This is a genomic window from Bacillus sp. V3B (assembly GCF_024494465.1).
Classification (GTDB): Bacteria; Bacillota; Bacilli; order Bacillales; family Cytobacillaceae; genus Bacillus_BD.
The window spans coordinates 302,370-328,804 of the sequence record NZ_JAETXM010000001.1; the positions used below are offsets into that span (position 1 = coordinate 302,370).

General features: G+C 35.2%; 26 protein-coding genes. 19 read left to right on the forward strand and 7 right to left on the reverse strand.

Annotated features, from left to right (window positions below):
• Positions 1-18 precede the first annotated feature (18 nt).
• From dnaG to JMM81_RS01515, 7 genes are all read left to right on the forward strand, one after another.
• A complete protein-coding gene (gene dnaG, locus JMM81_RS01485) occupies positions 19-1,830 on the forward strand; it encodes a DNA primase (RefSeq protein WP_256239732.1) in 1,812 nt (603 codons plus the stop codon).
• A 33-nt stretch (positions 1,831-1,863) separates the two neighbouring features.
• Positions 1,864-2,988 (forward strand): RNA polymerase sigma factor RpoD, encoded by a 1,125-nt coding sequence (gene rpoD, locus JMM81_RS01490; protein WP_256239733.1) that lies wholly within the window; start codon positions 1,864-1,866, stop codon positions 2,986-2,988.
• 96 nt (positions 2,989-3,084) lie between these two features.
• Complete coding sequence (locus JMM81_RS01495) at positions 3,085-3,600, forward strand: hypothetical protein (RefSeq protein WP_256239734.1); 516 nt, start codon at positions 3,085-3,087, stop codon at positions 3,598-3,600.
• A gap of 81 nt (positions 3,601-3,681) precedes the next feature.
• A complete protein-coding gene (locus tag JMM81_RS01500) occupies positions 3,682-4,821 on the forward strand; it encodes an acyl-CoA dehydrogenase family protein (RefSeq protein WP_256239735.1) in 1,140 nt (379 codons plus the stop codon).
• Positions 4,822-5,034: 213 nt separating this feature from the next.
• Entirely contained in the window at positions 5,035-5,409 is a 375-nt protein-coding gene (gene cccA, locus JMM81_RS01505; protein ID WP_256239736.1) for a cytochrome c550, read from the forward strand.
• 148 nt (positions 5,410-5,557) lie between these two features.
• Positions 5,558-6,268, forward strand: a complete 711-nt coding sequence (locus JMM81_RS01510; RefSeq protein WP_256239737.1) for a tRNA (adenine(22)-N(1))-methyltransferase — start codon at positions 5,558-5,560, stop codon at positions 6,266-6,268.
• The gene (locus tag JMM81_RS01515; protein WP_256239738.1) at positions 6,265-7,380 is read left to right on the forward strand and encodes a Nif3-like dinuclear metal center hexameric protein; all 1,116 of its coding nucleotides are present in this window, start codon (positions 6,265-6,267) and stop codon (positions 7,378-7,380) included. Before JMM81_RS01510 ends, JMM81_RS01515 begins: the two co-directional genes overlap by 4 nt.
• Before the next feature lie 123 nt (positions 7,381-7,503).
• Here JMM81_RS01515 and JMM81_RS01520 read toward each other — a convergent pair whose 3' ends face one another.
• Positions 7,504-8,445 carry a 4-hydroxy-3-methylbut-2-enyl diphosphate reductase gene (locus JMM81_RS01520; RefSeq protein WP_256239739.1) on the reverse strand — a complete coding sequence of 314 codons (942 nt, stop codon included), beginning with the start codon at positions 8,443-8,445 and terminating at the stop codon, positions 7,504-7,506.
• Between the two features lie 197 nt (positions 8,446-8,642).
• Positions 8,643-9,206: a VrrA/YqfQ family protein gene (gene vrrA / locus JMM81_RS01525; protein ID WP_256239740.1), complete on the reverse strand. Its 564-nt coding sequence runs from the start codon at positions 9,204-9,206 to the stop codon at positions 8,643-8,645.
• A 281-nt stretch (positions 9,207-9,487) separates the two neighbouring features.
• Here vrrA and JMM81_RS01530 point away from each other — a divergent pair, with 281 nt between their 5' ends.
• Both JMM81_RS01530 and JMM81_RS01535 read left to right on the forward strand, forming a co-directional pair.
• On the forward strand, positions 9,488-10,801 hold the full coding sequence (locus JMM81_RS01530) for a DEAD/DEAH box helicase (RefSeq protein ID WP_256239741.1): 1,314 nt from the start codon (positions 9,488-9,490) through the stop codon (positions 10,799-10,801).
• Positions 10,802-10,823: 22 nt separating this feature from the next.
• Positions 10,824-11,720 (forward strand): deoxyribonuclease IV, encoded by an 897-nt coding sequence (locus tag JMM81_RS01535; RefSeq protein ID WP_256239742.1) that lies wholly within the window; start codon positions 10,824-10,826, stop codon positions 11,718-11,720.
• A 62-nt stretch (positions 11,721-11,782) separates the two neighbouring features.
• Here the strand turns inward: JMM81_RS01535 and JMM81_RS01540 are convergent, their stop codons facing one another.
• Positions 11,783-12,037: a DUF2624 domain-containing protein gene (locus tag JMM81_RS01540; protein WP_256239743.1), complete on the reverse strand. Its 255-nt coding sequence runs from the start codon at positions 12,035-12,037 to the stop codon at positions 11,783-11,785.
• A gap of 157 nt (positions 12,038-12,194) precedes the next feature.
• Here JMM81_RS01540 and JMM81_RS01545 point away from each other — a divergent pair, with 157 nt between their 5' ends.
• The 4 genes from JMM81_RS01545 (at position 12,195) to JMM81_RS01560 (ending at position 14,940) form a co-directional block, all read left to right on the forward strand.
• The gene (locus JMM81_RS01545) at positions 12,195-12,989 is read left to right on the forward strand and encodes a metal ABC transporter ATP-binding protein (protein ID WP_256239744.1); all 795 of its coding nucleotides are present in this window, start codon (positions 12,195-12,197) and stop codon (positions 12,987-12,989) included.
• Positions 12,986-13,828 carry a metal ABC transporter permease gene (locus JMM81_RS01550; protein ID WP_256239745.1) on the forward strand — a complete coding sequence of 281 codons (843 nt, stop codon included), beginning with the start codon at positions 12,986-12,988 and terminating at the stop codon, positions 13,826-13,828. Before JMM81_RS01545 ends, JMM81_RS01550 begins: the two co-directional genes overlap by 4 nt.
• Before the next feature lie 14 nt (positions 13,829-13,842).
• Entirely contained in the window at positions 13,843-14,256 is a 414-nt protein-coding gene (zur, locus tag JMM81_RS01555) for a zinc uptake transcriptional repressor Zur (RefSeq protein WP_256239746.1), read from the forward strand.
• Between the two features lie 309 nt (positions 14,257-14,565).
• Positions 14,566-14,940 (forward strand): hypothetical protein, encoded by a 375-nt coding sequence (locus tag JMM81_RS01560; RefSeq protein ID WP_256239747.1) that lies wholly within the window; start codon positions 14,566-14,568, stop codon positions 14,938-14,940.
• Positions 14,941-15,039: 99 nt separating this feature from the next.
• Here the strand turns inward: JMM81_RS01560 and ispG are convergent, their stop codons facing one another.
• Together ispG and JMM81_RS01570 are read right to left on the reverse strand one after the other, a co-directional pair.
• Positions 15,040-16,128 carry a flavodoxin-dependent (E)-4-hydroxy-3-methylbut-2-enyl-diphosphate synthase gene (gene ispG, locus JMM81_RS01565; protein ID WP_256240291.1) on the reverse strand — a complete coding sequence of 363 codons (1,089 nt, stop codon included), beginning with the start codon at positions 16,126-16,128 and terminating at the stop codon, positions 15,040-15,042.
• Between the two features lie 164 nt (positions 16,129-16,292).
• Positions 16,293-16,619 carry a hypothetical protein gene (locus tag JMM81_RS01570; RefSeq protein WP_256239748.1) on the reverse strand — a complete coding sequence of 109 codons (327 nt, stop codon included), beginning with the start codon at positions 16,617-16,619 and terminating at the stop codon, positions 16,293-16,295.
• A gap of 175 nt (positions 16,620-16,794) precedes the next feature.
• Between JMM81_RS01570 and JMM81_RS01575 the strand changes: the two genes are divergently transcribed.
• The 4 genes from JMM81_RS01575 (at position 16,795) to JMM81_RS01590 (ending at position 22,564) form a co-directional block, all read left to right on the forward strand.
• Positions 16,795-18,537, forward strand: coding sequence for a methyl-accepting chemotaxis protein (locus tag JMM81_RS01575; protein WP_256239749.1), 1,743 nt, complete (start codon positions 16,795-16,797; stop codon positions 18,535-18,537).
• A 91-nt stretch (positions 18,538-18,628) separates the two neighbouring features.
• Positions 18,629-19,300, forward strand: a complete 672-nt coding sequence (locus tag JMM81_RS01580) for a GntR family transcriptional regulator (RefSeq protein WP_256239750.1) — start codon at positions 18,629-18,631, stop codon at positions 19,298-19,300.
• A gap of 852 nt (positions 19,301-20,152) precedes the next feature.
• Entirely contained in the window at positions 20,153-21,604 is a 1,452-nt protein-coding gene (locus tag JMM81_RS01585; protein ID WP_256239751.1) for a hypothetical protein, read from the forward strand.
• Positions 21,605-21,871: 267 nt separating this feature from the next.
• A complete protein-coding gene (locus JMM81_RS01590; RefSeq protein WP_256239752.1) occupies positions 21,872-22,564 on the forward strand; it encodes an NAD(P)-binding domain-containing protein in 693 nt (230 codons plus the stop codon).
• 80 nt (positions 22,565-22,644) lie between these two features.
• Here JMM81_RS01590 and JMM81_RS01595 read toward each other — a convergent pair whose 3' ends face one another.
• Both JMM81_RS01595 and JMM81_RS01600 read right to left on the reverse strand, forming a co-directional pair.
• Positions 22,645-24,027, reverse strand: coding sequence for a hypothetical protein (locus JMM81_RS01595; RefSeq protein ID WP_256239753.1), 1,383 nt, complete (start codon positions 24,025-24,027; stop codon positions 22,645-22,647).
• A 502-nt stretch (positions 24,028-24,529) separates the two neighbouring features.
• Entirely contained in the window at positions 24,530-24,865 is a 336-nt protein-coding gene (locus JMM81_RS01600) for a hypothetical protein (protein ID WP_256239754.1), read from the reverse strand.
• Between the two features lie 343 nt (positions 24,866-25,208).
• Here JMM81_RS01600 and JMM81_RS01605 point away from each other — a divergent pair, with 343 nt between their 5' ends.
• Together JMM81_RS01605 and JMM81_RS01610 are read left to right on the forward strand one after the other, a co-directional pair.
• Positions 25,209-25,541: a 2Fe-2S iron-sulfur cluster-binding protein gene (locus JMM81_RS01605; RefSeq protein WP_256239755.1), complete on the forward strand. Its 333-nt coding sequence runs from the start codon at positions 25,209-25,211 to the stop codon at positions 25,539-25,541.
• A 101-nt stretch (positions 25,542-25,642) separates the two neighbouring features.
• Entirely contained in the window at positions 25,643-26,413 is a 771-nt protein-coding gene (locus tag JMM81_RS01610; RefSeq protein ID WP_256239756.1) for a creatininase family protein, read from the forward strand.
• The last annotated feature ends 22 nt before the right edge of the window (positions 26,414-26,435 follow it).

A 26,435-nucleotide genomic window follows, 5' to 3' on the forward strand; every position in this document is an offset into this window, starting at 1 on the left:
AAATATGGAGGTGTTCACATGTCAGATCGAATTGCCGAAGAGAAGCTAAATGAAATTAGGCAGGCATCGGATATTGTGGATGTCATTAGCGAATACGTACAGCTAAAAAAACAAGGCCGTAATTATGTAGGTCTTTGTCCTTTTCATGGTGAAAATACTCCATCTTTTTCAGTCTCATCTGATAAACAAGTTTATCATTGCTTTGGCTGTGGTGCAGGGGGGAATGTATTTTCTTTCTTAATGGAAATAGAGGGTCTTTCGTTTCAGGAAGTATCATTAAAACTTGCAGATAAAGCGAATATTGACCTTGGAACGAGCATTTCTACTCTAGACAATTCTAAATCAGTTTCCAATGATGTAAAACAGATGATTGACGCTCATAATTTGTTGCGTAAATTCTATCATCATTTACTTGTAAATACAAAAGAGGGTCAGAATGCACTGGAATATTTACTTAAAAGGGGATTTACTCTACAGTCCATTGATAAGTTTCAAATTGGTTATGCCCTTGACTCATGGGACTTTGATTATAAATTTTTAACGAATAAAAATTTTCCTCCAGAATTAATGGAGAAGGCTGGTCTTATTATTAAACGAGATCAGGACGGGAGTTTCTTTGATCGATTTCGAGATCGAATCATGTTCCCCATCTATGATCGAAATGGACAGACAATTGCTTTTTCTGGAAGATCGTTAGGAGAAAATACGCCTAAATATTTAAATAGTCCCGAAACAATCATTTTTAATAAAAGTAAAATTCTTTATAATTATCATTTGGCAAGACCAACCATTAGGAAACGCCAACAAGCTGTATTGTTTGAAGGCTTTGCTGATGTTATTGCGGCTGATCGTTCTGGAGTTGAAAATGGTGTTGCTACAATGGGAACATCTTTAACAGATGAACATGTCTCCATTTTAAAAAGAAATGTTCAGTCTGTAACGATTTGTTATGACTCAGATTCAGCTGGTATAGAAGCGGCGTTTAGAGCAGGTGATATGCTTAATCAGGCAAATTGCCAAGTAAAAGTAGCGATTATGCCAGATGAGATGGACCCTGATGATTACGTGAAGAAATTTGGAGCAGAAAAATTCCGCAATGAGATTATTGATGGAAGCATGACTTTAATGGGTTTTAAAATGCTCTATTATCGTAGAGGGAAAAACTTACAAGATGAAGGCAATCGACTTCTTTATATAGAAGAAGTATTACAAGAGATTGGTCGTCTTGAAAAAGCTGTCCAGAAAGATTTCTATATACGTCAACTGGCAGATGAATTTAATCTTTCTCTTGAAGCATTAAAAGAGCAGGAAAGACAGTATGACAAGAAACACCAGAGGAAAGAGCAGAATCAACAGAATAAAGTATTGCAAAAACCGATGATGATGACCAGGCAGGCAGATCGAATCAAACCGGCATTTCATAATGCGGAAAGATCACTGATTGCTCATATGCTTAGAAGTAGGGAAGTAGCGTATAGGGTACAGGAGTTAATGGAAGGTCATACTTTTAACATAGATGAACACCAAGCTATTATCACTTATTTATATGGGTTTTATGAAAGTGATCATTCACCTGATTTAAATTCTTTTCTCAGTTATATCGATGATGAAAAGCTCCGAAGAATGATTGTTGATATAGAAATGATGCCCTTAAATGGGGAAATTTCTGATCAAGAATTAATGGATTATATTAATCAGGTGTTGAAATATCAAAAAATGTTAATGATAAAGGAAAAAGAGGCTGAACTAAAGGAAGCAGAACGTTATAAGGATTTAGAAAGAGCTAAAGTTCTTTTAGCAGACATTCAGCAAATTCGTAAAACTTTGTAATGGTTTCTTTGATTTTTGGAAGGAGGGGGACAAATGGCTGAAAAATCGGCTCGTTCAAAAGAGGTTGAAACAGAACTGACCCTAGAGCAAGTGAAAGAACAATTAACATTATTAGGGAAAAAAACAGGTGTCCTTGCCTATGATGATATTGCTGAAAAATTAGCTACATTTGAGTTGGATTCCCATCAAATGGATGAGTTTTATGAATTCCTTGGAGACAATGGTGTTGAACTAGTAGGTGAACAAGAGGATGAAGACCCTAATATTAAAGAGTTAGCTAAAAATGAGGAAGAATTTGATTTAAATGATTTAAGTGTTCCTCCTGGAGTCAAAATTAATGATCCTGTGCGCATGTATTTGAAAGAAATTGGACGTGTGGATCTTCTCTCAGCAGAGGAGGAAGTGAAGCTAGCATTAAGAATTGAACAAGGCGATGAAGAGGCAAAAAGACGGTTAGCTGAAGCGAATCTTCGTTTAGTTGTTAGTATTGCTAAAAGATATGTCGGTCGTGGTATGTTGTTTCTAGATCTTATTCAAGAAGGTAATATGGGCTTAATTAAGGCTGTTGAAAAATTTGATTATCGAAAAGGATTCAAATTTAGTACGTATGCCACTTGGTGGATTCGACAGGCGATTACGAGAGCAATCGCAGATCAGGCGAGAACAATTCGGATTCCCGTTCACATGGTCGAAACGATTAATAAGCTAGTTCGTGTGCAACGGCAATTATTGCAAGATTTAGGACGTGAACCTTCACCGGAAGAAATTGGGGAAGACATGGATTTATCACCAGAAAAGGTAAGGGAGATTTTAAAAATAGCCCAAGAACCTGTTTCACTTGAAACACCGATTGGTGAAGAAGATGATTCACATCTCGGTGATTTCATTGAAGATCACGAAGCAACTTCACCATCAGAGCATGCAGCATATGAACTCTTAAAAGAACAATTAGAAGATGTTCTGGATACTCTTACAGATCGTGAAGAAAATGTTTTGCGACTTCGTTTCGGGCTTGACGATGGAAGAACACGCACACTCGAAGAAGTTGGAAAAGTATTCGGTGTTACACGTGAACGTATTCGCCAAATTGAAGCAAAAGCATTAAGAAAGCTTAGACATCCAAGTAGAAGCAAAAGATTGAAAGACTTTTTAGAATAAGCTAGTCAGAAAATAGTTTACTTCTTACAATAGAAGTGAACTATTTTTTGTTCAAAAACACTTTTTTGCGATGAAGAATCTATAGGATGTGAGCGTATGAATGAAAGCAGGAAACAAATTATTATAAAAGAAATTGTTAATTGGAAGGAGAATCATCTGCTTCCAGAACATTATTGTGATTTCTTACTTGCTTTATACACTGAAGGAAACGGCTTACAAGAAAAAAATAATGTATTTAAGCGAAAATATCTTTTTCTTTTGTTTCTCTTTATTCCAGTCATTATGTTTTTACTATATTTTACTGAATTATCTCTCATTTTGCAAATGGTCTTTTCTTCCACTTTGATATTTATTGGAATTTATTTGGTTTTTCTTTTTTTAAAAAAGGGCTTGTTATTTCAAATTCCTCTAATTGTTTCGGCTTTTATCTTATTATTTGTCTCTGTTAAAATAACGTTAAATCTATTTCCCGAAAATTATATTAGTCTTTATGTTGTTTTAGGATTAAACTGTTTTTTATGGCTTGCTAGTGGTTGGAAATTAAAGCAACTTTATTTTACCATTTCTGGGATTCTTGGACTATTATTAGTAGTCGGCTTCGTTTTTGTGTAGAAAATATGTTTAACGAGCATGACACTCCCTTTTCTGTCATAAAATTGAATGCGTATACAGTCATTCATTAGGGGGATGGTTATGAATTTTGATCTTACTACAGAACAGAAAATGATAAAGAAAACGATAAAAGAATTTGCTGATGAAGAAGTTGCTCCAGGAGCACTTGAGAGAGATCGGAAAAAGGAATTTCCATTACCTATTTTTAAGAAATTATCTCAGCTAGGAATGCTGGGGCTCCCTTTTCCTGAAAAATATGGTGGTGCTGGAGCTGATACGATTAGCTTTGCAATCGTAACGGAAGAACTAAGCCGAGCCTGTGGATCAACAGGGATCACGTATTCAGCTCACATTTCTTTAGGTGGTGCTCCGATTCATTTATTTGGAACAGAGGAACAGAAGCAAAATTATCTTATTCCAATCTGTACGGGAGAGAGCCTTGGTGCATTTGGTTTAACAGAACCAAGTGCGGGATCAGATGCAAGCGGAACGAAAACGATGGCAATCCAAAAAGACGGAGAATATATTATTAATGGAAATAAATGCTTCATAACCAATGCAGGCTATGCCAAATTTTTAGCGATCACGGCTGTGACAGGCCAGTCAAACGATAGAAAAGAAATCAGCGCTATTATTGTCCCGACAGATTCACCTGGTTTTACGGTATTGGATTATTATGAAAAGATGGGCTTGCAGGCTTCTAATACAACTGAACTTGTACTACAAGATGTACATGTTTCTACTGATCATTTGTTAGGAAAAAAAGGAGAAGGATTTAAGCAGTTTTTAGCAACCCTAGATGGTGGACGAATTGGGATTGGTGCAATGGCTGTTGGGATCGCACAGGCAGCATACGAAAAAACACTTCAGTATGCTAAGGAGAGGAAGCAATTTGGTCATTCTTTAACCTATTTTCAAGCGATACAGTTTAAGTTAGCTGACATGGCGCTGAAAATAGAATTAGCGAGAAATATGGTGTATAAAGCAGCCTGGTTGAAAGATCATGAGCGACCTTTTGGAAAGGAAGCTGCTATGTGTAAACTTTATGCTTCTGAAATATGTATGGAAGTAACGAATCAAGCCGTACAAATCCATGGTGGGTATGGTTATATGAAAGATTATCATGTTGAAAGATATATGCGAGATGCAAAATTAACAGAAATCGGAGAAGGAACATCCGAAATTCAACGTTTAGTGATTGCACGTCAGATTGGCTGTTAAGTCGCTAAATAAATGTCAAATAGAGAAAAAGAGAATATAGTTAGGTGAGATCATAAACCTTCATTCAAAAAGGATGAAGGTTTATTTTGTGGACGAATTGTGATGAAAGTTACCGTAAAGACTTTAACAATTCTTATTTTTCGAGTAAAATAGGAATTGTTTAAATATATTACTTAATTCTAAATGTTCCTACATAAGGAGAGGGGAAATGTTATGAAACGGAATCCAATTATGCCGTTTGTAGTCATTATGGTTATTGGTGTACTAGCTATGTTCCTTATATCATTTAAAGGAATTGGTGACTCAAAAGATTTGGCTGCTGAATTAGAAGGAGGTGGCAAGGAGCAGACAGAACAAGCGACGGCAACTCCTGAGGAAATTTATCAGAAAAGCTGTATTGGCTGTCATGGTGAACAATATGAGGGCGCATCTGCTCCTGCCTTAACAGGTGTCGGTGACAGACTATCAAAAGAAGAAATTGAGGATGTTGTTGTAAATGGTAGAACTGGTGAAAAAGGTGTTATGCCAGGGGGCTTAGTTCCAGCAGAAAAAGCCAGTGACATGGCAGACTGGCTATCGGGTCTATAAATAAGAGAAGAATTAGGTTGAACGAGTAACCGTATTCATGATATGAATTATATTTTGTCCTTTGCATATGCAAGGGACTTTTTCTATACTTAAAAGGGAGGAGAATAAGCAAGTAATTAAACAAATATGAAGATTAAGTGGTGAAGGAATGAATAGTGAGAAATTATCAAACCGTTTAGAAACTGTTGTAAAATACATACCAAGAGGCTTGCGATTGGCAGATATTGGATCAGACCATGCGTATTTACCTTGTTACGCCATTCAAAAAGGGGTTATCCCATTTGCCATTGCTGGTGAAGTCGTTGAAGGTCCATTTCAGTCTGCTAAACAGCAAGTAGAGGATTTAGGGTTAACAGACAAGATATCAGTTCGTAAGGGCAATGGTTTAGCTGTAATCAAAAAAGGAGAAGTAGATTGTATCACGATTGCGGGAATGGGGGGAGCCCTCATTACGAGTATTTTGGAAAAGGGGAAGGATAAACTAGCCCATGTGAAACGATTGATTCTTCAGCCAAATATTAGTGCTATTTCGATTCGGATTTGGTTGCGAGAGAACGGTTGGATACTAGTAGCTGAAGAGATTTTAGAAGAAGATGAAAAAATATATGAAATCCTTGTAGCTGAAAAAGGGAATGAGAAGGCTTCCGATAAAAACACCTTAGAAAAAAGTTTATTATTTGGTCCTTTTTTACTGGAACAAAAAAGCCTTACTTTCCAAAAGAAATGGTTAGCAGAAAAAAGAAATTGGATAAACATTTTGAATCAACTTGAAAAGGCATCAAGTACAGAAGAAAATAGAGTAAAAAAACAGGAATTAACTAATAAAATTAGGTTAGTGGAGGAGGAATTGGAAAATTGAAGAAAATAAATGGACATGAGATGATTCAATTATTTGAGCAATTTGCACCCAAGAAATATGCAATGGAAGGTGACAAAGTCGGGTTACAAATTGGCCGTTTAAACAAACCTTTACGCCGTGTCATGATTGCTCTTGATGTGCTCGAAGAAGTGGTAGACGAAGCAATTGAAAAGGAAGTTGATCTCATTATTGCTCATCATCCACTCATCTATCGCCCTTTACAAAATATTACGACAGATAAACTTCCAGGAAGAATGATCGAAAAGTTATTAAAGAATGAAATTGCTGTGTATGCTGCACATACAAATCTGGATGTTGCTAAAGGTGGAGTAAACGATTTATTAGCAGAGGCCTTACAATTATCTCATACAGAAGTTCTCGTCCCAACACATGAAGTCAAGTTAAAAAAGCTTGTTGTTTATGTCCCTGCTACGGAGAGTCACCAAGTGAAGGATGCACTTGGTAACGTAGGAGCAGGGGCGATTGGAAACTATAGTCATTGTCAATTTTCTACGTCTGGAATAGGGCAGTTCCTACCGGGAGAAGAAGCGAATCCACATATCGGTCAGAATGGAAAGATCGAACAAGTGGAGGAAGAAAAGATTGAAACGATTTTTCCAGATTATTTAGAGAAAAAAGTATTACAAGCTATGATTAAAGCCCATCCATATGAAGAAGTTGCTTATGATATTTACTCTTTAGATAATAAAGGAGAAACACTTGGGCTTGGTAGAATGGGAAAAATCAAAGAGATGACCTTAGGCGAGTTTGTTCATAAGGTTAAAAAAGCACTCGACGTACCAACTGTTCGTATTGTCGGGGATTTACAAGCAAAGGTGAAAAAAGTAGCCGTTCTTGGCGGTGATGGAAATAAATATATTTCATCTGCCAAATTTAAAGGAGCGGATGTCTATATTACAGGTGATTTATACTATCATGTGGCACATGATGCCATGATGATGGGCTTAAATGTAATAGATCCTGGTCACAATGTGGAGAAAGTGATGAAAAAAGGTGTTACTCATTATTTAACAAAGCTGTGTACTGAAAAAGACTATGATGTTCATATTTTTCCTTCTGAGAAAAATACAGAACCATTTCAATTTGTATAAACTATGTAGGACAGTTTTTAATTAAGACACAGTGTTGAAAAATGTTTTAATGCAAGGAAAGAGGCTCCTCCATAAGGTATTTGAAACCTTATGGGAGAGCCTCTTTTGTTAATAAAGATAGGATTAGCCTTTTTTAACTCTCGGAAGAATTTTATTTAACGGTACATTATTTTCCTTCATCCATGTTGATTCATTAGATGGATCAAAGCCTTCTAAGAATGTGATCACTTCTTTTGTTATAGGTGTCGGAGTGGAGGCACCTGATGTGACGGCAACGGTTTCCGCGTTCATAATCCAATCGAGTTCAAGTTCAGAAATATCTGCAATACGATAAGCTTTTGTATGGGCAATTTCTTCTGATACTTGGGCGAGACGATTTGAATTATTACTTCTTGGATCTCCAACGACAATTAATACATCCGCTTCACCTGCTTGCTCAGCAACCGCTTCTTGTCTGATTTGAGTAGCAAGACAAATTTCTTTTTCGAATTCAGCATGAGGGTACTTTTCTTCTATTTTTTCCATAATATGCAAAACGTCCCACTGACTCATTGTTGTTTGATTAGTAACGATTATTTTTTTTGCATCAATGGTTAGGTTTTCAACATCTTCTTCGTTTGCAACAAGATGAACGATATGGGGTGCGACGCCAACGGCTCCTTCTGGCTCTGGATGGTTTCTTTTCCCGATATAAATGATTGTATAGCCTTCTTTTTCTTTTTGTCGGATTAAGTCATGGGTTCTGGTTACATCAGGGCAGGTAGCGTCAATGGTGACAAGTCCCTTTTGTTTGGCAATTTCCCGTACCTCTGGTGAAACACCATGAGCAGTGAAAATAACTGTGCCGCTATTTACCTTTTCAATGATGTCCTTACGGTTATGTCCATCTAATGTAATAATGCCTTCCTCTTCAAATGCATCTGTAATGTGTTTATTATGGACAATCATACCTAATATATATATTGGACGTGGTAACGATTTATCTAATGCCGCATTGCGGGCAATCACCATAGCATCTACAACTCCATAGCAATACCCTCGTGGCGCAATTTTAAGTACATTCATCTCTCCTGACCCCCATTTATCTACTGTATCTCTCATTTTATTATAGTAAACAATAGACAATTATACAAAAACCAAAATCAAACAGTTTTAGACTGTAAAAAAATGAATAAATACTTTGTTGATAAGTGAAGGTAATAAATAAGTAACAAAATAACAAGGCGAATCAAAAAAAGAATGCCGATATCAGCACTCTTGTCTTATATATATAATTTAGGTGTAGACGGTGAAGGGGACTTTTTTCTTGGAATGGGTAATTCTTGATCAGAGGTAATCGTATGCTTGTTTGAGCTTTGATGATTACTTTCAGTTACGGATTCTTCATTAGAGGTTGTATTATTTTTATCCGTTTCTGTGGAATCCGGTGCATCCTTAAATCCACGATAGAGCTTCCACATAGCAGGAAGGTTTTTTACGATCGGACCATACTGTTGGATCATCGGACCCATTTGTTGTGCGGTAGTTAATACTTTTTGTGTATTGGTTAAAAATCCATTAATGGAGGAGGGATTAGTTAATGTTTTTAATAGTGATCCACCGCTAGCGGCATTTTGAGGTCCGAATGCTCGTGTGGCGTTCATACTCTGTCCTGCACCCACTTGATTTCCTTTGCCAAGCAGTTTAGAAAGGAGTCCGCTGCCTCCTTGACGCATTTGTGGTACTCTTCCCATTCTTGGGTTTACAGGTGGTCTTCCACGATAGGGACCAAAATGATGAGATGTCATTCTTGGTTGTTGCATAGGACCATGATATCGGGGCATCATGTTTTTTCCTCCTTTCTTCTCAACCTTTATTATATGAAAGGAATTATCTAAGATTGATCCTATCCCACTTGGATTCTTGGAACATTCTCTTATAGGGTATGCACTTTTATTTATTTTGTTTGTGACTAATGCGGAGAAACTGGATCATTTTGATTCGGAAATAAAGGGTGTTCATTCTGTATCAAATTGATTATAATAAAATGATGGGCATAAAAAGGCTGATTTGATCGTACTTTGGCTATAATGTTACTGCATGTTTGAAATTTAAAGGAGCTAAATAGATGACGGAAACAAAATTTGAGCGTTTCAACTTAAAACCATTTATTATAAAAGCAGTGAAAGAACTAGGTTTTTATGAGCCTACTGAAATACAAGAGCGTTTAATACCGACCGTATTAAAAGGTGAAAGTGCTATAGGGCAGTCACAGACAGGAACGGGAAAAACGCATGCTTATGTTTTACCGGTTATCCAAAATATTGACCCAACACGTCAGGAAGTCCAAGCTATTTTTACGGCTCCGACGAGGGAATTGGCTACGCAAATTTATCAAGAAACATTAAAAATAGCTAAGCATTCTCCTGAAGGTCAAGACATATCTGTTCGTTTATACATTGGTGGGACTGATAAACAAAGGTCGATTGACCGGTTAAAAACTCAACCACAAATTGTTATTGGTACACCTGGTCGGATTAGTGATTTAGTGAAAGAGCAAGCATTATTTGTTCATTCAGCTTCTACGCTTGTTATTGATGAAGCTGATATCATGCTTGATATGGGATTTCTTGAGGATGTGGATCATATTGCAGCGAGAATGCCAAAGACTCTTCAAATGCTCATATTCTCTGCGACCATTCCTGAAAAGCTAAAGCCCTTTTTGAAAAAATATATGGAAAATCCGAAATATATTCATGTAGAACCAAAGCAGGTAACAGCAGCTAAGATCGAGCATTATTTGCTTCCTACTAAACATCGAAATAAGCTTGTGCTTGTTCATCAAGCATTGCTCCATTTTAATCCATATTTGGCGATTATTTTTACGAATACGAAGAAAAAGGCGGATGAGGTTGCCGATGGTTTGATGGCAAAAGGTTTAAAAGTTGGAAGAATCCATGGGGATTTATCTCCGCGTGAGCGAAAACAAATGATGAAGCAAATTCTCAATTTGGAATTTCAATATATTGTTGCGACCGATCTTGCAGCTCGTGGAATTGACATTCAAGGCATTAGTCATGTGATTAACTATGAACTGCCGACTGATCTTGATTTTTATATCCATAGAGTTGGAAGAACAGCCCGTGCTGGTTACTCTGGTATTGCGTTAACGATCTATGAAGATTCAGATGAAGATGCTCTTAATCGTTTAGAAAAAGTGGGGATCGAGTTTAAAAATGCTGATTTCCAAAATAAAGAATGGGTTGAACTAAAAGATCGTAATAAAAGGAAAAAGAGAAAGAAACAAGTAGATGAGATCGACTTAAAAGCAAAATCACTTATTCAAAAGCCGAAAAAAGTAAAGCCAGGCTATAAAAAGAAAATACAACGGGAAACAGAAAGCTTTAAACTACGGCAAAAAAGAATACAAAAGAAAAAGTAAAGCGTAAGGAGAGGGGAATTAGATGCTGAAAATTGGTTCACATGTTTCGATGAGTGGAAAGAAAATGCTTTTGGCAGCAAGTGAAGAAGCGGTTTCCTATGGTGCGAATACCTTTATGATTTATACAGGAGCACCGCAAAATACAAGAAGAAAAAAACTTGAAGATTTGAATATTGAAGTGGGAAGAGAGCATATGAAGGAAAATGGAATAGAAGAGATCATTGTCCATGCTCCTTATATCATTAATATTGGAAATGCGGTAAATCCTGCTACATTTGAGTTAGGCGTTAATTTCTTACGGACTGAAATTGATCGTACGGAAGCAATTGGAGCGGGACAAATCGTCCTTCATCCCGGTGCCCATGTGAAAGAGGGGGCCGAAGTAGGGATTGGAAAAATCATCGAAGGTTTAAATGAAGTGTTAACAGGTGATGAAAAGCTTCAAATTGCTCTAGAAACAATGGCTGGTAAAGGGTCTGAATGCGGGAGATCATTTGAGGAATTAGCAATGATTATTGATGGCGTTAAGCATAATGACAAGCTATCGATTTGTTTTGATACCTGTCATACACATGATGCTGGTTATAATCTTGTGGAGGATTTCGATGGAGTGTTGGAAAGTTTTGATCGTATCATTGGGATTGATCGTTTAAAGGTTCTTCATATAAATGATAGTAAAAATGTTCAAGGGGCGAGAAAAGACCGCCATGAAAATATTGGTTTTGGACATATTGGTTTTAAAGCCTTAAATGATATTGTTCATCATCCACAATTAACAGAAGTGCCAAAAATTCTTGAAACTCCTTATGTAGGTGAAGATAAAAATAGTAAAAAACCACCCTACAAGCAAGAAATTGCTATGTTACGTAACCAAAGCTTTAATGAACAACTTCTCGATGATATCATGAACGAAGCATAATAAAGGTGTCAAGCACCGCAAAAAGACATTTGTCTTTTTGCGGTGCTTGACACCAAGATTTTTTATTTGGTGAATTGTACGAATAAGCGATTTATTTCTTTTGCTTTATTAACTCCTGCAATTTTTGCTATTTCCTTAACTAACTTCGCTCGTTCATCATCACTGAAAATATTCACTCTTGTACTTCTTAAATAAGCTGCAATTTGAGATGCTTCCGATTGTGTAATTGAAATTTGAAATTGGTTCGCGTACTTCAATAGTTCATCTGACGTAATCGTACTAATTTTATGATTAATGATGTTCTCAAATAGACTCATGTCATCACTCCTCCATGATAAAGTATGTAATATGAAGAAGAAGTGTGACAATCAAAGGATAAGAAGAAACAAGATAGTGGATGTTTTCCATTCTTTACTTTATGATCATCTTCATGTATACTCTAAATCGGAATGATTTCGAAACTTGGGTGATAAAATGGAAAATAACGATTCAATTATTAAAATAAGTGGGCTTTCATACCGTTATGAAAAGGAATATGTGTTAGAAGATATTAATCTTGCTATTGAAAAAGGTTCTTTTCTAGGTATAGTTGGTCCAAACGGCTCTGGTAAATCAACTTTATTAAAACTTATTCTAGGGCTCTTAAAAAGTCAACAAGGGGAGATCCAACTTTTTGGACAGGACATCAATCATTTTAAGGAATGGGAAAAGATTGGCTTTGTTTCGCAAAAAGCAAACTCATTTAATACAGGTTTTCCGGCAACGGTTTATGAAGTAGTGAAAAGTGGCTTAACGAAAAAAATTGGCTTATTCCATTATATGAAAAAAGAACATCATGCAAAAGTACTAGATGCAATCAATTCAGTCGGACTTCTTCCTTTTAAGAAACGCAATATTGGTGAACTATCAGGGGGGCAGCAGCAAAGAGTATTTATTGCCAGATCCCTTGTCAGTGACCCTGAATTGCTAATCCTTGATGAACCAACTGTTGGTGTTGATGCACAAAATGTTCAGTCTTTTTATCAAATGCTTGGTAGTTTGAATAAGGATCTAGGTATTACACTATTGTTAGTGACACATGATATCGGAACGATTACAGATAAAGTAACTCATGTCGCTTGTTTAAATAAACAACTTCATTTTCATGGACAAACAAAAGAATTTGAAGAACAGCAACATAGTGGTATGACTGATTTTTATGGGTATGACCTCCATCTGTTGTCGCATGATCATGCACATGGGCATGATCACGGAGGGCACTTATCATGATAGCTGGCATCTTACAGTATGAATTTTTACAAAATGCCTTTTTAACGGGAATGATTATTGGAATTATTGCTCCACTTATTGGTGTCTTTGTTGTTGTTAGGAGATTATCATTGATTGCAGATGCACTCAGTCATGTAACGCTTGCTGGGATTGCGGCGAGCTTACTTATTGAAAAAAAGTTTTTGCTTGCTGGCACTTTAAATCCGGTCTATATGGGTATGGTATTTTCAGTCGTTGGATCATTGTTTATTGAAAAACTAAGAACCGTTTACAAGCATTATCAGGAACTAGCCATTCCGATTATTCTTTCGAGTGGAACTGGGCTGAGTGTTATTTTTATTTCACTTGCGGATGGATTCAATACAGATCTTTTTAGTTACTTATTTGGAAGTGTCTCAGCAGTCAGTAGAGTAGATTTCTGGCTTGTTTTTATTATAAGCTTATTTGTTATAGCTATTATCGTTCTTTTATATAAAGAGTTGTTTTTAATTTCCTTTGATGAAGAACATGCAAAAGCTTCTGGGATTCCTACTAAAGTTCTTCATTTAATTTTCATTATTATGGTTGCATTAGTGATTGCCGCTTCGATGAGAATCGTTGGGATTTTACTTGTATCAGCACTCATGACATTACCTGTTGCTGCTGCTATTCGACTTTCTAACGGATTTAAGCAGACCATCGTTTATTCGATTATTTTTGGTGAAACATCTGTCCTAGGTGGATTAATCATTTCTTATTATCTTGATTTAGCACCGGGTGGAACGATTGTCATTATTTCTGTCTTGATCTTAATCATATCTATATTGTTAAAAAAATTAAGCATAAAAAGAGCTGTTTAATGGGGTGAGGAAAGATGAATGTCGATCAGGCCATGACACTATTAAAAGAAAAAGGCTTTAAACATACAGGAAAAAGAGAGGAAATGCTCCAGTTATTTGCTGATCATAATAAATATTTGACAGCAAAGGATGTATTAGATAAATTGAAAGATCTATATCCCGGGTTAAGTTTTGATACGATTTACCGTAATTTGTCCTTGTTTGTTGATTTAGGAATTGTTGAAATGACAGAATTATCGGGTGAAAAGCATTTTCGTTTAACATGTGCCCATCAACAACATCATCACCACTTTATTTGTCTTGATTGTGGAAAAACGAAGGAAATTGAGACATGTCCAATGAACGAGCTTGAAGCTAATTTACAAGGATATGATATCTCAGGACATAAATTTGAAATATATGGCCGTTGTCCAGATTGTCTAGCATAAAGTATTTTTCTTAACTCAAATCCAAAATAGTAAAAATAAAAAAGCGAGTACTCTTGTCGTGATCATAGAGATGCTGAGATGCTAGATTTTTAATGGTGAATAATTTGTAAGAAAGTTCCTGTATATGAAGCCTAATCCTATCAAGTTAAACATTGTTATCGTGAAATAACTACTTTCAGTGCACAATAATTAATGCCTTAACAGATTGACCTCTTATATGGAGTATTTCCTAACGGGATGTGATCTGAATAGGCCGTCCATCAAGAAGGTGAATTGGGCGATACAGCATGAAGAGAGCGGGGGATCACAATGGCAGATCTGGATCGTAAAGATGTTGATCAGCAAGAAGATCTACAAAATGAAAGCCAATTGTCTGAACAAGGTTATATTGGTACAGCAGGCTATCACGAGGAAACCGCAGCGGAAATTGCTGAACCAATGACGTTAAATGGTCGGGAAGTTAGTGATGATAACAGTGAAGTAAAAGAAGGCGGCGCAGGAATTGGGTTTGCTGCAATAGCACTTTCTGTCCTATCATTGTTTGTATTCCCAGTTCTTTTTGGAGGAGCAGGGATTGTTCTTGGTTTTATTGCACGTAATAGGGGGGCAACATCAGGAACATGGGCAATCACTATAGGTGCTATTTCTCTTATCCTTGGAATATTCATCCTTCCTTTCTTTTGATTGTAGCAGGAGCTGTTTGATTCGAATAAATAAACAACAAAAAGAAGTTCGAGTATTTATGCTCGGACTTCTTTTTGTTTTATTGTTGCTTTAAATTTGTTATTTTTTTATTTCTTGTTTGGCAAAATATTCTTCAGCAATTTGATCAATTTCTTTTTTCAATTCTTCAACCATGATGGCTTCAGGGACTTTACGGACAATCTCTCCATGGCGGAATAATAAACCTTCACCACGTGCACCTGCAATGCCAATATCTGCTTCACGAGCTTCACCCGGACCATTAACCGCACAACCTAGCACAGCTACTTTAATAGGTGCTTTTATCTTCTGAATGTATTCTTCGACTTCATTGGCGATATTAATTAAGTCGATTTCAATTCTGCCACATGTTGGACAGGAAATAAGTGTAGCTGCATTTGAAGAAAGACCAAATGACTTTAACAATTCACGTGCAACTTTTACTTCCTCTACCGGATCAGCACTTAAAGAAATACGTAGTGTATTCCCGATTCCTTTACTTAAAATAGCTCCTAAACCAGCTGCACTTTTAACGGTACCAGCAAATAATGTACCGGATTCGGTAATACCAAGATGAAGTGGGTAGTCAAATGCTCGTGATGCTTTATCATAGGCTTCAATGGCAAGATTCACGTCAGATGCTTTCATCGATACGATAATATCGTGGAAGTCTAGGTCTTCAAGGATTTTTATATGATGGAGAGCACTTTCAACCATTCCATCAGCTGTTGGATAACCATACTTTTCTAATATACGTTTTTCTAATGAGCCTGCATTCACACCAATGCGGATTGGGATGCCACGCTTTTTAGCGGCATTTACGACTGCTTCTACTTTTTCGCGTTTGCCGATATTACCAGGATTAATTCGGATTTTATCTGCTCCGCCTTCAATCGCTATTAAGGCAAGCTTATAGTCAAAGTGAATATCAACGACAAGCGGAATATTGATTCTTTTTTTGATTTCTGAAATCGCATTCGCTGCTCTTTCGTCAGGACATGCCACGCGGACAATTTGACAACCTGCTTCTTCGAGTCGGTTAATTTGGTCCACGGTTGTTTCAACATCGTGTGTTTTCGTTGTTGTCATGCTTTGAATAAATAACTCATTACTTCCCCCGATTGTTAAGTTACCAACTTTAATTGGACGGGTTTTCGTACGATGTATGATTTCACTCAATGGTGATTCGCTCCTTTAAATTTAAAAATCAATTTTTGAAAAATGACAGACATTGTGATCGTTATTTAACACGTCTATTCTCATTGTAGCAATGAACATAGGAAATTGACAAGGAGGTTGATGTGAAGAATTTTTTCAGAGGTGTTTGACTGTGGTTACTGTTCATTTTGATAATCTGGAAACTTATAAGTGTTTCCTGGTTGAATCTCTTGAGGTGGGGTACCTTTATTTAATTCTTGAAAATCTGATACGACATCTGAAATAGGTACCAGCACAGACTGATTTAGATGATCTTCTAATATAGATAGGACTGTGTCACCTACACCGACTTTTTTCTCGAAATATGGTTGTCCATTTTCTGAATTTGATTTTGCCACAGTTGTTTGCTCTGTCGTAACAACAGGAAGAGTGCCTTGATTTAAGTCATAATAAATCGAATATAAGACAATAATGGTAACGAGTACTCCGACTAAGCGCTTCATGTTTCTTTCCTCCTGAATTTGGTTATTCCTATTTATATGCCTGTCCACGGGATGATAGAACCTTATAGTGATTAGGAGAATATTCCTATATTAATGAAAAAATTACTTAATCTTTACAAGGACTTAATACTCCTTTGACATAATTGGGACATAAGGAATTGAAGGAGTGTTTTGGGTGCTTAATGTCAAGAGAATTCTATCTAATTTTAGGAAAGGGATTATAGTAAAACGACCATTATTTAATAATTTATTAACAAAGTTAACATTACAGACAAGATTGTTGTTCGTAATCTTAAGTTTATTGCTTATAACGGTTTCAACCGTATCATACATATCTTATGTGAAATCAAAGGAAACGGCTGTTCATTTAATGGAACAACGTTTAGATAGAGAGGTTATGACTATTTATGACTTAGCTCAAAATCTTATGCTTTTATATGTAGGAAATAATGAAAAGTTTCTTAATAAAATAGATAGTGTGATTAAAAGACAAGAAGCAGGACTTGCTAAAGATGGATTGAATGGTGAGTATTTTTTTATCACTGAAAAAGGTGCAGAACCTTTTCAAATAAGTGAAAATTCTTCTATTGAATTTAATCAACAGACTTTAAATGTAATTAATAATAAGTTAAATGGCATTATTCATACAAAGCTGAATGGAGAAATGTACACTATTTCCTTTCGTGACATACAAGAGTTAAAGGGGATTTATACGATTGCCATTCCGCAAGAACAATACTTACAACCAGTATACGAAATGGCTCAATACATAGCAGTTGTTGCAATGATTGGTTTGACGGTTACTTCATTGATCATTATTTTTCTTGTTAGAGGTTTAACTCGCCCACTTTCAAATCTCCGTGAAGTGATGAGAAAAGTAAGAGAGGGGAACTTAGAGCTTCATGTTGAGACGAGTGCCACAACACCAGAGATTACCTCTTTAGTGAAAAGTTTTAATGCAATGATTAAACAAATGAGGGAGCTGCTAATAAATATCACATCTACTACAAATGATTTGTCTACTACGGGTGAAAAACTTAAGATCACGTCTAGTGAAGTGATGGAAGAAAATGAGCAGCTCTTATCAGCCATTCGAGTCGTGAAAGTCGGAGCAGAACAAACGGCTATTAGTTCAGAAAATAGTATTCATAAATTTCAGGAAATGAAGGTGTCAACCGAGCAGATTTTCAATCATATGAACGAGATGAATACGAAAGCCATACAGATGAATGATAGTGCACACGATGGTGAGAAGAGTATTAGTGAAATGGTTCGTACAATTGAAGAATTTGAATCAGAATTTAGCGGAGTAACGGAAACGGTTAGAAATGTGAAGGAACATTCTAATACTATTGCTAGTGTCGTTACTTTAATTGAGAGAATTGCTGAACAAACGAAGCTATTAGCATTAAATGCAACTATTGAGGCGGCAAGAGCTGGAGAGGCTGGGAAAGGATTTGCCGTTGTGGCCCAAGAAGTAAGAAAATTGGCGGACCAGTCAACGTTAGCTACGAAAGAAATTACAAATAGCATTGTGGAAATGGAATCTATTTCAGTTAGAGCATCAGATGAATTTGGGGAAATGTTGAAGAATTTTCAGTCGAAACTAACAACGGTGACAAGTAGTAGAAAATCGTTTGACTTATTATTGAGAGAAATTAAAGAGGTTAGCGGGATGATTGAAAATGCTCAGGATGAGCTCTCCTTATTAAATGTAGCACTCCCACAAATGGAGGCAGCGACTGAAAGTTTTGGGTCTATTTCACAGCAAACATATGCAAGCTCAGAGCATATGATGCATGCTTCCAAGCAACAAGTGACGAAAATAAAAATGAATCAAGAAGAAGGGGTTCGACTTATTGAATTATCGGAATTACTAAAAAAGTTGACAAAAGAATTTCAGTATACAAGTAATTAAATTTACTAGATTTTTAATAAAATTTGATCTTTACAGATTAAATAAGCTATAATTTGCGTAGTGTATACCATTTGGGAAGAGGGGAGAACAATTGGGAAACAATTGGTCGGAAGAGAACCTAATCTCTATACGTGAAAGAGCTTATTTACACCTTAAGGATCTAATATTAGAAGGTGAATTAAAAGCAGGAGATCGTTTAGTAGAGAGAGAGCTTGCAGAAAAACTGAATATTAGTCGAACGCCGATTCGTGAAGCGTTGTTTAGGTTAGAGTCTCTAGGATTTGTGAAAACAGTTCCTAGAAAAGGGGTAATTGTCGCTGATATTACGGAAAAGGAAATTATCGAAGTATTTACTATTCTTTCATCACTAGAGGTATTGGCAGCAAAGTTAGCTGTACAAAAATTAGATGATGAAACAAAAAGTAAATTTGAAGCGAGTATTAAAAAGGTAGAAGATTGTTTGCAAGATCCTAATTATACTGATTATTCTTCTTTACATGGTGAAATGAATTATCTTTTATATAGTTCCGCAAAGAACGCTAAGCTGTATGAAATGCTAAGTGGATTATCAGATTATATTCGGGCATTTGCACAAACGGGATTTAAAAATGAAGGAAGGCCCGTACAGTCGATGAAAGAACATGTAGAAATGATGAAGTCTATTATTAACCAAGAAATTGAAATGGCTGAATATTTAACGAAAATCCATATTGAAAATGCTAAGAAGGCTTATATTGAAGCAATTCATCAAGACAAAAAGTAAATATAAAAAGAAGAGCCAGATAAGGCTCTTCTTTTTATATTTTTACACTCCTATCATGAGTGTAGTTGTCATGTTTTTTAATACTTTTGCGACACTCATAGCAACAAAATGAATTGTTGAACATGTAAATAAGTAGAATGATTTGGTTCTATTAGAGGGGTAATTAGAAAATAAATCTTCTATTGAGCATAAAATGACGAACAGTTTGATAACGAAGAAAAAAGACGTATATTCCAATTCTAAGAGATGCTAACTCAATATTTATAATTTAATAAACAAATTTTTAAATTATAAAATAAAACCATTATTTTTGGTTAATAGAAATAATGAAAGGTTATCTAACATGATCATAGCGTTACATTATTTTAACTGTTAGTCTAAATTGTAACAAAAAACAACAATTAAAATGGAATATTTAACCTATTTAACTAATTTTAAACCTCTAAAATAATTTTGTATACAAGTACAGAAAATTTTAAAAATACATAATTTATATAATTTTCTAAATTGTTTGTAAATTAGCATCTTCTAATGATATACTCATTATATATATATACAGGAAAAGGTGGTGATAGTTTTCTACTTATTACAGAAAACTAGATAATAGAAAGTTAATGAGAGCTGAAAATTTATATTTTTAAAACAACTAGATTAATAGCCAAAAGAAGGGAATAACTTAGTTAAAAAGGTTAAAAAATAATTATTATTTAAATTTAATATATGGAAGGAGATGGTATTAAAGAAAAACACTTTGTGGTTGTTATAAATTTTTCTTTTTATTAGGTATACAATATACAAAATACTTTAAAATCAGATAGCTACTAAAAAAATTGGAACAATGGAGGAGAATTTATGGAACTAACATTGGCTCATTGGATTTATGTACTAGTTACGATTTCTGTAATTGTTACCATGTTATTTAGAAAAGGTGTTGTTTTGCCAATTCTTATTGGAACATTTGCAGTTGTAGCAGTATATAGTGGAAGTATTGTATCTGGTTTTCAAGGTGTTTTTAATGCAAATCTAGTAGCAGCAAAAGAACTCTTCAATATATTCTTGATCATATCACTAATGATCGCCATGCTTAATTCTCTAAAAGATCTCGGAGCAGATCAAAAGATGGTTGCCCCTATTCAAAAAATAATGGTGAATGGCCATGTCTCCTATCTCATTTTAATGGTCGTAACCTATATTATTTCACTATTCTTCTGGCCAACTCCGGCTGTTCCATTAATTTGTGCTTTATTAGTTCCGGCAGCTATAAGGGCAGGATTGCCAGTAATGACGGCAGCTGTAATTGTTTGTATAGCAGGACAAGGTATGGCACTTTCTTCCGATTATATTATTCAAGTGGCACCGATGCTGAGTGCAACGGCTGCAGGAATTGAAGCTTCTTTAGTTGTGGATAGAGCACTAGTTCTTTCTCTTATCACAGGATTAAGTGCCCTTGTAATAGTTTATGTAGTTAATTTTAAGACTATCCGAAAAAACTCTATCTTAAAATCAAAAAGGGAGTTTAATGTAGAAGAAAAAGCGTATTTTGATGCATCAAATGAAATGGCAGCGTCAGTTGAAGAAGATCAGATTACGATTCAAAAGAAACAAAAATATGGGAAAATATTTGCTGTCCTTGTTCCATTATCTCTGCTAGCTGTTATGGTCTACATGTTCCAAGACAAATTTACTGGTGGTACTGGATTAGAAGGTGGAGATGGTGCGGCATTTATTGGAGGAGTAGCTGTTATTCTATTAATTTTGGCTACCATTGCCTTTAATCGTCTACATGCCCTTGATAAGGTCAGTGATCATCTCACAGAAGGTTTTGTTTTTGCATTCCGGGCAATGGCTCCCGTTATTCCGATTGCTGGTTTCTTCTTTATGGGAAGTTCAGACTTTACAGGTTCGATCCTTTCATTAGGTGAAGATGCTGCAAAACCTGCTTTTCTGTTTGATGTCATACAAGCAGCACAAGCATATATTCCTCAAAATTCATTTTTTGCTGGATTTGGCATACTGATTGTAGGGATCGTAACAGGCTTAGATGGTTCCGGCTTTTCAGGACTTCCTTTAACAGGTGCCTTATCTGGAGCTTTATCGACTGGAAACGGTATTGATGCTGCTACGTTAGCTGCTATTGGACAAATGGGAGCAATTTGGGCAGGTGGAACGCTTGTTGCTTGGTCTTCACTTGTAGCGGTAGCAGGTTTCTTGAAACTATCTCCAATAGAATTAGCAAGAAAAAATTTCATACCCGTTATAACAGGTCTTTTTCTAGCAACTTTAGTCGCCATTATTATATGGTAAAAGTACCGAAAAAAATAACTGAAAATTAATATTAATCTAAATTTAATAATTATTCAGAAAAAATACCTTTTCAATTGGTTATGAAGAAAGTCTTAATTTGATTTTCATATTTGTCACATAAAATCAACTTATTGGTTGTAAATAGAGGTTCTATCCCAAAAGATAATTGTATATTTATTTTGGAGATAGAGCCTCTTCTTTATGAAATAATCTTTTAAGTGATATGGAAAATAACGTGCATGATATTAAATGATATGAGGTGTAATAATGAAGAAACTGAAAGTAGGATTAGTCGGAATTGGTAAATTAGGTAGCGCTATGATGAAACATTGGGATCAGAATAAAGCATCAATTGGTGTTTACCATCCGGTTGCATCAAAAACAGAGGCGTTTATTCAACCGTTTCAAAATGGATATGTTTTAACAGAAAGAGAACTTGGAGATTTAGATATTTTCATTTTAGCCTTATCAGCAAAAGATATCATTCCCTTTATTGATGAATTAGTATCTGAAAATAGACCTTTATCGAAAACACATATCATTAATATGGCGACAGCCCTCAACACAAATGATATTAGAAACAAATTTCCCTCGTTGAAACTTTCTGGAGTGAAATATATGGGACATGCTAGGGATCTATTAAAAAATGGTAATGGTCTATTTATTACAGAATCCAATTTGCCACAGGAAATAGAAGATCTATTTCAATTATTAGGACGAATAAAAATGGATCGTGAAGAGAGATTGATTCAAGTAAATAAATTAGCTACCGGTTATGCTGTGAAAGCAGCGATAGAGATTGAAACTGTATTTACTGAACAAGGGTTGTCCGATGAATATGTTCAAAGAGCACTAACATCTATCGCTCCTGAAGTGATGCGATCTTATTCACAAGGAACTCTTGGACACTTTGCCCTAGACATTGTGAAGGAAATACAGCTATCTAAAATGAAAGATTAAATGAACATAGATCTACTATAATATAGTGAAATGAAAGTAAACTCGGAGAATTTTTCTTCGGGTTTACTTTCTGTTAGGCATTACACGATGAATATTCCTAAAATAATTAAGTAAACCATTGTAGATCCAATATAAAGACATGTAAATATAAGGTTCCAATTGGATACTTTAAAGGAGCTTTCTTTGATGATATTGGACATGAGTCCGATTGTTGCATTATAGGGCCCGACTAAGAATGCAGATACTGCTCCAGCCAACATAGCTACAGTTAAAATATGTGGAGAAATACCAAGGGCACCTGGATTTAGCGCACCGGCCATTAAAGAAAGGCTAACAGCAGGATGGAGCCCGACAAAAGCAAGACCCAATGGAATAAGTGGCAATAAAATGATAAAGAATTCTGCTCCCGTTACATGTATAATTGTTAAAATCCAATTATTTAATAATTTATCTGTATGAGAGACTTGAATAGTGGAAATTAAAAAACCTGCAGATAGAAAAATAAAAAATTGATCTTTCATACTGACTGTGAAGGATTGAAAATGATCAATCAATTGAGCAAGAAACTCTTTTCCGCTTTTTAATAGGATAGACCAAGTAAAGGAAAACGGAATAACTAACAATGATACAAGGATTAAAAAAGAATAACTAAAATAGGCTTCCAACATGGATATGACAACAATGAAAATGATAATGGCTAATAAAATTTGTAGCACTCTACTAGGGTTGTTTTTTCCACTGATTTCCTTTGAAACAGCCATTTCATTTGTGGATGTAGTATGCAATTCTTCCATTTTTTTTGTTGATTTCTGGCTACCCATAAACCAGTCTAATAATAATCCAAAAATACTTAGTGGTAAAACATAAGGTAGAATGGATAACCAGCTAACCCCTGTCATCGCTACAACAATTCCAACAATAGGAGTCACTGGAGCCCATAATAAGGGCATGGCAAAACCGCGGGTAATCGCTCTACTCAAAAAGCGATTTTCTTGTTTAATGGGAAAACTGCTTAAAACAGGCCTAATGGAATAGTATGTCATCGGTAATGTAGCAAGATTCATAAATATACTAAAAAAATAGGATATCCCTGAGGTTAATATATATAGATTCCCAGTGGTTTTTACTTTTTTTTGAATAACTGTCTTAATACTTTCACTATATTCCCCTAATTTAATGGGGATTCCTAAAATAGGTACTAATGAAAATAATGTAAGTAGATCAAGCATGGGACCAAATGAGAAGATATACTGATACCATTGTGCTTCATTTGTCGCAAGTAATAATAAACCGAGAATCAAGAAAACACTTCCTAATATTCGAACAAACCGTTTGACTGTTCCAATTGTACAGATGATGATAACTAGGCAAAGAATGGAGATAAACACTCCAATACCAAATCCGGGGAAGAGGATGGATAGTAAAAACAATAGAATAACGGATAAAAATAGTAATCTTAACATAACATCACCCTAACCTTTTGTTGTCCATTATTATTTATTCGTTGTTATAAATTCATTATTAATCATTATTTCCCCTTTATTTATATTTTTTGGTATACCATTCAATGACTTTAAGGTAATAATCTATAAATTATTCACAATTTTGCCATAAATTAAGGTGTTTGGTATACCATTTATCAAAGATTTAGTGTATAATAAAGATGTAAGACACATGATATATAGTAGGAGGTAGTAAGCATGTTCAACTTTCTATTCGGTTCCAAAAAGGCGTCTGAAAAAGCTGAAAGAAAATTAGCCCGCTTAAGAAAAATTTTATCATTTTAACCTATTATACCCGTCATCTTATGGTGACGGCTTATTTTTTTCTAGATGGAAATAGCAGACTAGCTCCAGGTCCTATTGGATCTTTAGTCTGCACCAATAGGAAGGAGCCTTACGCTTTTCTGAGTCAAATAAAAAAGGAGAGAAAGGACTTCTCTCCGAGCCTAGTACATAAGAGTTGTTATACAGCAACATCTTCAGACTTAATTAGTTTAGAATGCTGGGAATCCTCGCTATTACCTGAAGCTTTTACAATCTCATTTAATTCTTCTCGTGCCTCGTCAATTGTAGAAAATTTCTCAAAAAATTTCATGTGAATATGATTCACATATTCTTTTCCTTCATATTTCTCATATAATTGAATTTTAACATCTTCATCAATGACTTTTGCAATCGTATATTTAGCCTTTAGCTTATCAAAAAAATAAAAGTGGTAGGTTTCAATCGGTTCTAAACCATCGTTTTGAAGAACCGTTTGAAAAGTATTTTTATTTGTTAACACAGTATATTTTTCCATCAATAACACTCCTTCATATTTTCTGGAATCAAGTTTGAATAATAAATGCAATGAAAGGATAGTTTAAATCATTCCTTTTTCACCTTCTTTTTTGGGATATTGTATACCAAGAATATTAATAGATATTTTAAACGATAGTAACAGATTATTCAATAATATTTCTAAATTTTTGAATAATTAATATGTATATCTCTCCAAAATCTAGTTTATTCAGGGCTAAAAAGATATTTAGGATTCATTATGAATAAAAATTTCCTTATCTAAACTTCTTTTTTTGCTTTTATTATAAAAATCTTATATAATTATTTCAATTATCTAAATATTTTAAAAAAGGAGTGGTATCATGCCAAAAGTTAAACTTCATGTTGATGGAACAATAGTCGAGCAAGATGTAAAAGAAAATGCAAATTTAGTGGTGTTAGCAGGAATTCGTCAGTTTCCTCAATTAAAGTATGGTTGTGGAATGGGAAGATGTACGAAATGTACTTGTCAAGTTATTGATGGAGCTGAAGGTTTAGCACCACCGAATTGGAAAGAAGAGAAGATGCTAGGTGATAAAGTGAATGAAGGCTATCGATTAACATGCCAATTTACGGTCCAACGAGATATTGAACTGACACAAGAAAATATTGTTGTTACCCCTCCAAAGAAACAATCATCCATTGTAATAAAATAATATTTAATGGTATACAAAATACCTTATTGAATGTGGATAAGGGTCTCATATCACAGTTTTGTAAAAGTATGATAAAAAATGAATGGAGTAGGTGAATGAAAATGGACTGTTACGATTTAACAGCTATGACATGGAAGGAAGTAGAAGAATCTTTAACTACGGTACAGTTTGCCATTATTCCTATTGGAGCTCATGAGCAGCATGGTCCACATATGGTAGAAAGTTGTGATGCGGTACTTGCTGAAAGAATGGCAAAAAAACTTAGTAAGAAAATGTTTCCGCATGCCATTGTGACTCCTACTATTAATATGGGTGTTTCAGAGCATCATTTAAACTTCCCAGGAACGATTGCCTTACAACCAACTACGTTGATTGCTATTTTAAAAGATATGGTTTCTTCTTTAAAACATCATGGAATTCAAAAGTATTTATTATTAAATTCACATGGTGGAAATCAGTCAACTTTAAATGTGGCTTCATTGATGCTAAAAAAAGAACTAGATATAGAAGTTTACTATGCGAAGACAACTGCTTCTGCTAAAGTATCGATAGAAAATTTTGTCACATCTCCTTTATTTGGTCATAGTTGTGAACGGGAAGTATCAGAAGCTTTGTATTTAGCACCTGAACTTGTCCGTCCTGACAAAATAGAAAAAGGATCGATCCAGGAAAGTGGTAGATGGAAGCAGCTCAGACCAGGAAAGGCGATTCAAGGATTTTATGCCTATGAAGAAATGACAGAAAATGGGTGTATTGGAGATGCAACACAAGCTAGTCGAGAGATAGGCGAACAGATTGTTGAAGAAGCATTAGATAATCTTTCAAAAGAACTATATCAACTATTAAACTTGAAAGTAGATACGTATAATTAATAGAACGATCCTTTGTAAGACA